The sequence below is a fragment of the Lentzea tibetensis genome, from assembly GCF_007845675.1.
GTDB classification, from domain to species: Bacteria; Actinomycetota; Actinomycetes; order Mycobacteriales; family Pseudonocardiaceae; genus Lentzea; species Lentzea tibetensis.
In genome coordinates this window covers 379,311-390,166 of sequence record NZ_VOBR01000002.1, presented here as the reverse complement: position 1 = coordinate 390,166, position 10,856 = coordinate 379,311, and the positions used below count along the sequence as shown (strand labels likewise).

At 68.7% G+C, this 10,856-nt stretch carries 9 protein-coding genes; 4 read left to right on the top strand and 5 right to left on the bottom strand.

The annotated features are described in order from the left end of the window. Nucleotides 1-102: 102 nt before the first annotated feature. Nucleotides 103-639: a helix-turn-helix domain-containing protein gene (locus FKR81_RS03775; protein WP_146349480.1), complete on the top strand. Its 537-nt coding sequence runs from the start codon at nt 103-105 to the stop codon at nt 637-639. Nucleotides 640-643: 4 nt separating this feature from the next. Here FKR81_RS03775 and FKR81_RS03770 read toward each other — a convergent pair whose 3' ends face one another. Further along, nucleotides 644-1,483: an oxygenase MpaB family protein gene (locus FKR81_RS03770; RefSeq protein WP_186762743.1), complete on the bottom strand. Its 840-nt coding sequence runs from the start codon at nt 1,481-1,483 to the stop codon at nt 644-646. 109 nt (nt 1,484-1,592) lie between these two features. Here FKR81_RS03770 and FKR81_RS03765 point away from each other — a divergent pair, with 109 nt between their 5' ends. Then, nucleotides 1,593-2,804, top strand: coding sequence for an acyl-CoA dehydrogenase family protein (locus FKR81_RS03765; RefSeq protein WP_186762742.1), 1,212 nt, complete (start codon nt 1,593-1,595; stop codon nt 2,802-2,804). 15 nt (nt 2,805-2,819) lie between these two features. Here the strand turns inward: FKR81_RS03765 and FKR81_RS03760 are convergent, their stop codons facing one another. Further along, nucleotides 2,820-4,325: an FAD-dependent monooxygenase family protein gene (locus tag FKR81_RS03760; protein ID WP_146349477.1), complete on the bottom strand. Its 1,506-nt coding sequence runs from the start codon at nt 4,323-4,325 to the stop codon at nt 2,820-2,822. 50 nt (nt 4,326-4,375) lie between these two features. Beyond that, a complete protein-coding gene (locus tag FKR81_RS03755) occupies nt 4,376-5,893 on the bottom strand; it encodes an FAD-dependent monooxygenase (RefSeq protein WP_146349476.1) in 1,518 nt (505 codons plus the stop codon). Between the two features lie 91 nt (nt 5,894-5,984). Between FKR81_RS03755 and FKR81_RS03750 the strand changes: the two genes are divergently transcribed. Beyond that, entirely contained in the window at nt 5,985-6,545 is a 561-nt protein-coding gene (locus FKR81_RS03750) for a TetR/AcrR family transcriptional regulator (RefSeq protein WP_146349475.1), read from the top strand. Nucleotides 6,546-6,686: 141 nt separating this feature from the next. On the opposite strand, the gene FKR81_RS03745 is transcribed toward FKR81_RS03750, so the two are convergent. Both FKR81_RS03745 and FKR81_RS03740 read right to left on the bottom strand, forming a co-directional pair. Further along, the gene (locus tag FKR81_RS03745; RefSeq protein WP_146349474.1) at nt 6,687-8,942 is read right to left on the bottom strand and encodes a leucine-rich repeat domain-containing protein; all 2,256 of its coding nucleotides are present in this window, start codon (nt 8,940-8,942) and stop codon (nt 6,687-6,689) included. 39 nt (nt 8,943-8,981) lie between these two features. Further along, a complete protein-coding gene (locus tag FKR81_RS03740) occupies nt 8,982-9,926 on the bottom strand; it encodes an RNA ligase family protein (protein WP_186762741.1) in 945 nt (314 codons plus the stop codon). 133 nt (nt 9,927-10,059) lie between these two features. Between FKR81_RS03740 and FKR81_RS03735 the strand changes: the two genes are divergently transcribed. Beyond that, nucleotides 10,060-10,851, top strand: a complete 792-nt coding sequence (locus tag FKR81_RS03735) for a neprosin family prolyl endopeptidase (protein WP_186762740.1) — start codon at nt 10,060-10,062, stop codon at nt 10,849-10,851. The last annotated feature ends 5 nt before the right edge of the window (nt 10,852-10,856 follow it).

Genomic DNA, 10,856 nt, shown 5'->3' with positions numbered 1-10,856 from the left:
TGAACGTCATGCCGACGTCCCGCATGTCCCACCTTCGATCGTTCTCGTCGCTGCGAATGTTCTCGACTGTGAGAACGTTATCGCATGTGGGAACATTGGTCCATGGCCACCGCGGACCTTCTCCTGCACCCCGTCCGGATGCGGATCCTGCAAGCGCTGTTCGACGCCGATCCGCTGACCACCTCACAGCTGCGCGACCGGCTGCCCGACATCGCCCCGGCGACGATGTACCGGCACATCGCCGTGCTGGCCGAGGCAGGCGTGCTGGAGGTGGTGGACGAGAAGCGGGTGCGCGGCACGGTGGAACGCAGCTACCGGGTGCGCGACGAGGAAGTGGTGATCGACCCCGCCGCGCGGGCGGCGATGACGCGGGAGGACCACCAGCGGGCGTTCACCACGTTCACGGCGTCGTTGATGGGAGATTTCGACCGCTACCTCGCCCGCGAGGGCGCCGATCCCACCGCCGACGGCGTGGTCTACCGGCAGGCCGCGGTGTGGCTGAACGAAGAGGAGTTCACCGCGCTGGTCGAGGAGATCGAGACCGCGGTCACCGCACGCGTCGGCAACGACCGGAACGACGGTCGCGTCCGTCGCCTCTTCAGCCTCGTGGTCGTGCCGGACCAACCTCGCCGACCATGAGGCCTCACCCGTCGAGACGACTGAAGGCGACCCGAGCCCGCTCCATGTAGCGCCATCCACGAGGAAGCAACGGCCACCCGAGTCTGACGAGGGTCCGGGTCACCCAGAAGACCGACTTCTGAACGGCGGTGGGCTGGTGGCCCAGAACTCGGCGCAGCGCCGGGGGCAGGGCGACGACGCTGAGCGCACGCGGTAGCGCGGCCAGCGGTGCGACGAGCCGCCACAGGCGCGCGGGGACCCAAGGTTGCGCCGAGATCCCCGGCCGGTTGAACACGTCCCGGAAGCGACGGGCCGCGGGGGTGAGCTCGAGTTCCTCCTCGCACATGCGGTCGAAGTAGCGGCGAAAGGCCGGGTAGTCGGCGGGCACCTCCCGCGTGCCGAGCCCGAACTGTCGCCAGCACCGCACCATTTCCTGATAGAAGGCCTCCCGTTCCGCCGGGCCCATCCGGTGGTCGAAGGCGTCGATCACGGTGATGACGTTCTCCGTGATCGTGGCGAACGCCCAGAAGAAGACCCGCGGGTCCAGTGCGCGGTAGGGCACACCGCGGTGGTCGATCCCCTCGACCGGCGCGTGCAGATCGCGAACCCGGTGCGCGGTCCGCGCGGCGGCCGGGCCGTCGTAGACGAGACCCGCGATGGCGGGCAGGGAGCGCAGGACGCGGTCCCACGGCTCCGCGTAGAAGGCCGAATGATCGATGACGCCCGCGCTCAGCGGCGGGTACATCAGCTGGAGATACCCGACCCTGCCCAGCAGCAGCAACACCCGCCAGTCCCCGCAGTACCGCCACGCGAGGGAATCCGGCCCCAGAGGCTCGGCCACCTCCCCGCTTGAAGCGCCGTGCATCGAGGACACCTCACTGCGACTCGAGGGAACGATCAGTACGGTCTCACACATGATAACGTTCGCGACAGTGAGAATGTTCGCAGAGTCGAGAACAGTGAGGTGTGTTTCAGTGACAGCGTTCGACCTGGCGGACCAGATGTTCGGCGTCACCCCTGGTCTGCGTGCTCGAGCCCGCGAGTACGCACACGCCCACGTGCTCCCCGTCGCCGCGCGCCACGACCGCGAGGCCACCTACCCCCACAGCGCGATCGCGGCGGCGCGTGCGGCCGGCCTGCTCAACACCGTCATCCCCGAGTCACTGGGCGGCACCGGGATGAGCTGCGTGGACGACGTGGTGATCGCCGAAGAAGTCGGGTACGGCTGCTCGAGCATCTGGACGACGCTGGCCATCCGCGGACTGACCACCGTGCCCATTGCCGTCGGCGGCACCCCCGAACAGCAGCGCATCCTGTTCGGCTCGGTCGCCGAAGGAGCCGTGCCCGCGTTCGCGCTGACCGAACCGACCGGCGGCTCGGACGTCGCCGCGATCACGACCACGGCGCGGCGCGAGGGTGGTGACTACGTGATCAACGGCATGAAGCGTTACATCTCCACCACCGACGTCGCCACGTTCTTCGTGTTGTTCGCCAAAACCGATCCCACCGCCGGTCGTCGCGGCATCTCGGCGTTCGTTGTTTCCCGCGATGCACCGGGACTCACCGTCACCCACCGGTTCGACAAGTTCGCCCACCGCTGTTACGACACCTCCGAGATCGCGCTGCGGGAGGTGATCGTGCCGGAGTCGAGCCGGATCGGCGCGGAGGGCGACGGGTTCGGGTTGGCGATGGCGGCGTTCGACCGCAACCGTCCCGCCGTCGCCGCAGCCGGCATCGGACTCGCCCGCCGCGCCCGCGACGAAGCACTCGCCCGCGCCACCAGCAGAACCGCGTTCAACTCGGCGGTCATCGACCACCAAGCCGTGTCACACAAGATCGCCGACATCGACGTCGGCATCTCGGCAGGACGACTGCTCTCCCTCGCCGCAGCCAAAGAACTCGACGACGGCAGACGAAACGTCACCACAGCAGCAAAAGCCAAGGTGTTCGCCACCGACCTCGCCATGCGCGCCGCCACCGACGCCGTCCAGATCTTCGGCGCGGCAGGCATCATGCGCGAGAACCCGGTCGAGAAACTCATGCGCGACGCCAAAGTGCTCCAGGTCTACGAAGGCACCAACGAGATCCAGCGCAACATCGTCGTACGAGACCTGGTGAGAGAGCGGTCGATCCGTCCCGAACACCGCAGCGGCGCGATCAAGATGCCGGAGTCGCAACCCAGCTAGAGTGCGACAGAGACCTCAGGAGACCAGCGAAAGACCGGCCGGCTGCGTCGAATTCGGCCGCTCCTGAGGCATTCGGATCACGATCTCGTCGCCGCCGATCCTCCTGGTGATCCACGGGCCGGACTCCACCATCACCTTGAGGGTCCGGACGTCCATCGCGTTGATCCGCGTCAGGAACCACTCGTCGGCGGGCAGCGAGCCCATCCGGCCTGCCAGCCGGGCCTTGATGGTCCTCACGCGCTCGTACAGGGTCGCGACGAGTGCGTTGCGGTCGAACGGCCCCTGCAGGCCGTCGCGGATGCGGTCCTCGATGCCGCGCGGCGCACCGTTCTCGTCGGGCATCAGCATCGTGATCCAGGCACGTGACTTCTCCCGGTACTGCAGCTGCTGCATGATGCCCTCGTGCACGGCGAAGTCCGCGGCGTGGAACGGGGTGCCGCGCCAGCGCGTGCGCAGCTCAGCGGCCAGTGAGAGCGCGCCCTTCAGACCGGTGTTCAGGCCGCGGCCCGGCCAGAAGTGCAGCGCGTTGGCCGCGTCGCCGAGCAGGAAACCGAACGTCCGAGGTCCGATCTGGGCGGTGAACTTCGACATCTGCTGCATGCCCAGCGTGAACGACGTGATGCCGGCGACGTCCGCCGCGTCCACGCCGAAGAACCGCAGGCCGTCCATGATCCGCGGCCACAGGAACGACAACCTGTCCACCGACGGCTTGAGCACCGCCCGGTGCTTGTCGCACACGAACCTCGGGCCCTGCGGTCGCATCGTGCAGCCGAGCACGCCGATGCACCGGACCGGGCCGCACTCGCCGAGCGCCACGATCTCGGACGCCTCCTCCGCGGTCAGCCGCATGTTGATGAAGCCACCGCCGAGCGAGTTGAAGAGGAACCTGTTCTGGCACACGGTGAGCGGCACGGTGTACTCGTCGTGGACCTTCGCCGTCACCCTGATGCCGAGCACCCGCTCGTCAAGCGGTGCACCGTCCACCGAGTACAGATCGCGACTCGGCGTGCCGAAGTGGTCCTTCAGGCTGTCCCTGGTCGCGGACCTGGCACCGTCGGCGATCGCCAGCACGTGCAGGCCGTCCCAGCTGTCCGGCGACGAGTACGCCTGCGGGACCAACTCGACGCCGTAAACGTCCTGCGCCGCGTCCAGCAGGCAGTCCTCGATCCACCGGATCTTGATGTTGCGGGGCCTGCCGCGCTCGGCGGGCGAGTCGGGCCCGAGCGGCCACATCTCGGAGAACCGGCCGCCGACGAACAGCCGCTGCCGCACCTGCTGGGGCAGCAGAGACCACACGTTGCTCTGCAGCGTGACGACCTGCTCCCGTCGCATGTTGCCGTCGGCGAGACCTCGCCACACGATCCTGTTCCGCCGCCGCATCCACCGCCGGTCGTGCACGCGCACCGCGGCCTGATCACCCAGCATCGACTTGAGCATGCAGGCGAACGACAAACCCACCGGGCCACCACCGGCAACGTCCACTCGCAGCGGCACGGCCCGCTGCGGCAACCGCACCACCATGTCCCCTGTCCTCCCCCACGTGACCTCGCGACGGCGAACGGTTCAGGCCATCACTTCTCCATACCAGAAAAGCAGTTCTGCGGCGTCGTCCCCAGCCAACGCGTCAGGGCGGCGTCCAGGCCGTCGGGGTCACTGACACCGGCGGCCGACGCCCACGCCACGAACCCGTCGGGACGCACCAGCAGACCGCTCACCCCTGCGCCGTCCGAACTCCCCCGCACCAACTCCAGCCGTCCGGTGTACTGCTCGGCCACGGCTGCCAGCCGGTCGTCCCCGGCGAGATCGACGAGCAAGGCCCGGCCGCTGCGGGCGTGGTCGGCGAGCCGGGTGCCGTCGTCCAGCCGTAGATCGGGCACCGTCGCGCCGATCAGCGGATGGCCGTCCCCCAGGTCGTAACGCTGCCACAGCCCGGAGATCCGCGTCGCGTAGTGGGTCGCCCCGTCCTGGGTGCCGAGCAGATCTGTGACCACCGCCCTGAGTGCGCTGCCGTGGGCGTCGCCGCGCATCACCGCCACCTGCGCGCGCGTCCAGTCGAGCACCCACGCGCCGATCGGGTGCCGTTCACCGGTGTAGGTGTCGATCAGGCCCTCGGGCGCCCACCCTCGCACGGTGGCGGCCAGCTTCCAGCCCAGGTTGACGGCATCGCCGAGCCCCAGGTTCAGGCCCTGCCCGCTGAAGGGCGAGTGCACGTGGGCGGCGTCCCCGCAGAGGAGCACGCGACCACGCCGATAGGTCGTCGCCTGCCGCGCGTTGTCCGTGAAGCGCGTGCCGCCGCCGGCGACCTCGGTCACGCGGACGTCGACACCGCTGACGCGCCGCAGACTGGCCTCCATCTCGTCCGCGGTGACCGGCGCCTCCCGGTCCTCCGGAGGGCCGTCCAACTCGACGGTGCGCACCCACCCCGGCTTCGGCCCGTAGACGTAGACGCCGGTGGAGGTGTGCTGCCAGCCCCGCCCCAGCAGCTCCGCCCCCTCCACGGTGCCCACCGCCTGGCGGAACGTGATCAGCGGGTCCGTGCCGGGGAACTCGAAGCCGGCCAGGCGCCGGACCAGGCTGCGGCCTCCGTCGCAGCCGACGAGCCACGCCACGCGCACGTCACCGCTCCCGTCCAGGTGAACGGTGACACCGGCCTCGTCCGCATCGAATCCACGCACCTCGACCCCGCGGCGAACCTCGACGCCGAGCTCCGCCGCGCGCTCACCGAGGATCCGCTCCACCTCGATCTGCGGGACCTGCACGTACCAGTGGGGACCGCGACCGCGCAGGCTCGGGTCCTGCTCGTCGACGAGATCCGCCAGGACCTGGATACCGCCGAAGTGCCCGGCGAAAGGCGCCCGCGTCCGCTCCCCCTGAAACGGCAGTCGCCCCTGCACCGCCTCGACTGCGGGGAGCAGACCACGCCGCTCGAAGGCCTCGGCGGACGCGGTGTTGATCCCCCCGGCCTTGGCCGCCGTGTCGGGCTCCGCACGCCGTTCGACGACCACCACCCGGACCCCCGCCAACCGCAGTTCCGCGGCGAGCATCAAGCCGACCGGCCCGGCACCAGCCACGAGCACGTCGTAGTCCATCAGCATCCTTAAGATAGAGAGCTGTATCTTACAGTCGGCAGCGTAGGACACTGCGATAAGATAGGCAAATCTATCCAACGGAGGAGCGTGGATGCCTGAGCGACGACGCGGAGCAGCACTGGAGAAGGCGCTCCTCGATGCGGCCTGGGAAGAACTGTCCGCCAACGGCTACGCCAGGTTCACCATGGACGCCGTCGTCCAGCGCGCGGGCACCAGCCCTCCCGTGCTCTACCGCCGCTGGTCCAGCCGTGACGAGCTCGTGCGGGCGGCCATCGCCCACGTCCTGGAACAGTCCCGAATCGAGGTCCCCGACACCGGGAGCCTGCGCGAGGACGTCCTCACCCTCATGCGGGAGATCAACGCCACCCGCGCCCGGCTCATCACCGTCATGAGCGCGCACCTGGCCAACTACTACCTGGAGACCGGCACCAGCCCCGGCGATCTGCTCGCCGCAGGACACGAGAAGACCGCCGACGTGCTCTTCGACCGAGCCGTCGGGCGTGGCGAGATCACGCCGGAACACCTCAGCGAACGCATCAAGGCGCTCCCCTTCGACCTGCTGCGCCACGAGATCCTCGTGACCTTCGCCCCCGTGCCCGACCGCGTACTCGAGGAGATCGTCGACACGATCTTCCTTCCTCTCCTGCGCTGACGACGCCGCTCCTCACCGATCCTCGGTGCAGACGCTGGGGATGTACCCGGACCAACCCGGGCCACCGTCGTGGTGCTGGCGACAGTCCTGCACGAGGATCCAGCCGTTGGCGTTGGTGAATCCGCAAGCCTGGTACTTCGATCAGGTGAGGGTGTTGGCCGCGCGCCAGTGGAGGAACTCCGGCGCCGAGGTGAAGTCCGCGAAGTCGCTGAAGTCGGGGTTGCGGGTCAGCACGTGGTCGACGACGAGGTACGCCTCGGCGGCGCGGCCCATGGCGAGCAGGATGCGGACCTTGGTGTCGCGGAGGTAGTCGTAGGCGGGATCGGCTCCGAAGGTGAGCGCACGCTCCACGATGGACAGTGCCCGGTCGAGCTCGCCGCGCTTCATCAGTTGCCAGGCCAAGGAGTTGCCCGCGGTGCGGGTCACCTCTTCCTGGAACTGTCCTTCGTCGGTGAAGTGCCACACCTCCCCCGGCTCGGGCACCATGGCGAGGGCCCGCTCGGCGTAGCCGATCAGCCTGTCGGTCAGCCCTTCGTCGGCGTCGACGAGACGGCTGAGGGCGTAGACGAGGCCGTAGTAGGCGTAGAGCTGGTCGTGGTCCGAGAAGCTGGCACCGGTTCCGCACCGGTCGAGCGCCTCTTCGAACAGTTGCACGGCGGCCGGATGGTCGCGGCCGAGCTTCGCCTGGCCGTTGGTGACGAGGTCGTGCACAGCGCGCCAGTTGGGGTCGTCGACGTCGTTGCGGGTCGGGACGCCGCGCAGGTCGATCTGGACCTGGGGGAACGTCTCGGCCAGCCGGTCGAGGGTCGGCCGGTCGAGGCTGGTGGAGTGCAGGTCGACGACTTGGAGCTGACGGAGCTGGTAGAAGGACTCGGGCAGTTCGGACAGCTCGTTGCGCGACAGGTCCAGCCGGCGCAGTCCCTGCATGGCGGCGAAGGCGTGGTCCGGCAGTCCGGTCAACGCCGGCCGGCGGTCGTGGCGGCCGGCGCCCCAACGGCCGATGTTGAGCTCTTCCAGCGTGGTGATGGGCCACACGGCGTCGAGCAGATCGTGATCGGGGTACCGGCCGGTGTCGCCGTCATGGCCGTTCACGTGCAGGACTCGAAGCCTGGGCAGCGCGGCGAGATCTGGCAGCCGCGGCACGCCGCCTAGTGCGCCGTCGAGCCGCAGTTCCTCCAGCGCGGTGAGGCCGAGCAGGGCACCGGGGATCTCGCCGAGCACGGCCTCCGTCAGGTCGAGCGTGCGCAGCCGAGCCAGCCGGGTCACCGCGTGCGGGAAGCCGTCAGCGCTGCGCAGCCGGCTGAGGTCGAGTTCTTCCAACGCGGGTGGCGCGAACGACTCGGGTATCGGGCAGTTCAGGCTTCTGGCCCGCAACACGGTCAGTGCGGGCGAGGTGCCGAGCTCGTCGGGCAGGTCGCGCAGCGGGTTGCCGGAGATGTCGAGTACCCGCAGGCCTTCCAGGCGGCCGATCGCGGCGGGGAGACGCTTCAGCGCCAGGCCCGACAGGTCCAGCTCCTCGAGTGCGGTCAGCTCGGCGATGCGTTCGGGGATCTGGTGGATCTCGTCGTTGCCGGCGAGGGAAAGCTTGCCCAGATTGGGAAATGCGAACAGCTGCTCAGGGAACTCGCGCAGGTTGCGGTCGGCCAGGTCGAGCTCGACAACCTCCTCGGAGCGGGCCCGCAGGGCATCCAGCTCGGCCAGAGCGGCCAGATGGCTCGGCACCGCACCGGGGCGCAGGATCGGCCTGCCCTCCACCAACGCCCACTCGATCTGGCCTTCGTCGACGTAGCCGTCCGGGTCGAGCATCGCGGGCAGCAGCACCTCGGACAGCTCGTCATCGGCGAAGTCGACCGGGCAGCTCGCGGTGAAGTCGGCCGAACAGCTCGTGAAGCTCGGATCCGCGACGAGGGTCGCGTCCGGCCGTCCTCCGGAGAAGGTCATCTTGAAGTACCGGATGTTGACGATGGTCTTCGCCCGCGTGACACCACCGACGTCGAGAAATCCGCCGTCCTCGCCACGACAGCCGAAGACTCCGTTGTCCACCAGCAGGTCACCGCGCACAACCACCGTCGGGTTGCCGCACAGCAGCACGTTTCGCGCCCGCACGTTCCCGGTGACGAGCACGAAGTTCCCCATGTGGTCGTCCCACCAGCTGAGGTCGCCGTCGACGGTCAGATCACCGTCGACGATCACGTTGTACGGCACCCAGTCCCCGTCGGTCTCCGCGCTGAAGTCCCCCGTCACGTGCAGGCCGCCCTCGTACAGCCGGAACTCCTGCTCGTCGCTGAACTCCCGGTACGGGAACCGGGATTCGACATCGGCGAAGAGGCTGAAGCGCTCCTCGGCCTCGTCGACGTCGACAATGCGATACCCGTTGGCTGCGGTGGAGGCCGTCATGGCCGCACACCATAGGGGACAGTTCGGCGTCGATCGGGTTCAGACCTGATCTCCTGCCGTTGCGGCGCGGATGACGTCGTGCAGCTCGGCTTCCTCCTCGTCGGTGAGCACCGCCACCGCCGCCGGAAACGCCTCGGACAGATCCACCATCACGTCGAGGATCACCTCGTCCAGGAGCTCGTCGAGATCCGCGGGCCCGACCTTCGAGCGCGCGCTCGCCAACCGCGCCGGGTTCACCATCGCCCGGCCGATGTGGCACAGATCAGCGAGAGGAAGTCTCACCTGCGGGTCCCACGGACGGCTTTGGTCGAAGCGCTGCTCGTCGAACTCGTCGATCTTCATCTTGATGATCGGACGCTGCTCGGGTGAGCACGGGGTGTCGGGCCGCAGAACGATTCCCTCCGCCAGGTTGTCCGGCAGTTCGGGCAGGCCGAGCACGTGCGGTACCCGGCTGGGGAACCGCTGCGGCAAGGCGTCCAGTGCCGACCGGGTCCCCCTGCCCAGCAACGGCACCACGTCGAGACCAGCGGCATCGGCGATCGCCGCGACGTGCGCATAGGGCTGGAAGACGCCGGGATCGTCCGCATCGTCGTGGCTGAGCACGTCGAAGAGGGCGAAGCGGACGTCCGGGCTGTACCAGATCCCCGTCTGCACCGCGGCCGCTCCCGAGGCCGGCGGCACGTCGGGATGGGGATACCGGCCGCCGTACAGCTCGCCGAAAACCCGCACAGACGCACCGCCGCTGTGCGACAAGGCGATTTTCGCCGCCTGCTCGAGGTTGCGGCGCAACAGTTGCCAGCCGAAGAACGGCTCGTCGCCGCGCAGCCACGCCTTGCGCTTGCCGACGGACACGTCCCGGCCGTCGCAGGCGACCACGAGCTGGGCGCCGTGCACCTTCTCCGTGGCCACCCAGGGACCGCCGACAGCCGTCCCGCCGAACTGCTCGGCCGTCGGGATCTTGGGGTAGGAAATGTGCTGCACCACGGCAGTATGGTCAGCTGAGGCCAGACCGTCACGCGCAATACCGATGCCCGCATTGCTTGCGTTGCAGCGCCGTTCCAGCCCCGTGTCAGCTACCGGTGCCACCGTTCGCCACATGAGAAAAACCCTGTTAGCCATGGCCTTCACGGCCGTCACCGCTCTGGTCACGGCGACAACGCCCGCGACGGCGTCCGCCGATGCCAACGGGCTGTACGGCCCCAAGGGAAATCCGTCCCACGCCCTCGCGAGTGCGCAGGGCGTCTCAGCGCTGACCTACCTCTACGGTGGCGCGTATCAGTTCGCAGTGGCTGATGGGTCGAACATGTTCATGACCGTCTCCCGGCCCGCTCTGGCCTCCGGCGACTTCCACACGTTGGGCGAAATGGCCGCGTCATCCGCGGACAGCATGAACTACGTCGAGGTCGGCTGGACCGTCGATCGGGGCCTGTTCGGCGACCTGGAGCCGCACCTGTTCGTGTTTCACTGGGTGAACGGACAGCCGACCTGCTACAACGGCTGCGGCTTCGTCCCGTTCGCCAATCCCGGGATGGTGAAGGCGGGGATGACCCTGCGGCCGGGCAACTCCACGCCGCAGTTCACGATCCAGCACTTCCAGGGCAACTGGTGGGTCGGCTACAACGGCGTCTTCTTCGGCTACTACCCCGACTCGCTGTGGGGCGGCGCCTTCACCAAGGTCGGCCTGGCGCAGTGGTTCGGTGAGGTCGCCGCGAACAGCGCGACACCGTGCACGGACATGGGCAACGGCCAGTTCGCGTCGTCGCCGTCGTCGTCGGCCGCCGTCGCCATCGGCTTCATCGGCGGTCCAGCGGCGAGCATCAACCTCAACACGACCACCAACCCGTCGCTGTACAGCGCTGCCGTGACAGGGTCGAACAGCGTTCACTTCGGCGGTCCAGGAGCCTGTTGACCCGT

What these genes read in the sequence shown, in the direction of transcription:
- FKR81_RS03770 (WP_186762743.1), bottom strand. Translation starts at nt 1,483, where the DNA reads ATGCACGGCGCTTCAAGCGGGGAGGTGGCCGAGCCTCTGGGGCCGGAT.
- FKR81_RS03735 (WP_186762740.1), top strand. Translation starts at nt 10,060, where the DNA reads ATGGCCTTCACGGCCGTCACCGCTCTGGTCACGGCGACAACGCCCGCG.
- FKR81_RS03745 (WP_146349474.1), bottom strand. Translation starts at nt 8,942, where the DNA reads ATGACGGCCTCCACCGCAGCCAACGGGTATCGCATTGTCGACGTCGAC.
- FKR81_RS03760 (WP_146349477.1), bottom strand. Translation starts at nt 4,325, where the DNA reads ATGGTGGTGCGGTTGCCGCAGCGGGCCGTGCCGCTGCGAGTGGACGTT.
- FKR81_RS03755 (WP_146349476.1), bottom strand. Translation starts at nt 5,893, where the DNA reads ATGGACTACGACGTGCTCGTGGCTGGTGCCGGGCCGGTCGGCTTGATG.
- FKR81_RS03750 (WP_146349475.1), top strand. Translation starts at nt 5,985, where the DNA reads ATGCCTGAGCGACGACGCGGAGCAGCACTGGAGAAGGCGCTCCTCGAT.
- FKR81_RS03775 (WP_146349480.1), top strand. Translation starts at nt 103, where the DNA reads ATGGCCACCGCGGACCTTCTCCTGCACCCCGTCCGGATGCGGATCCTG.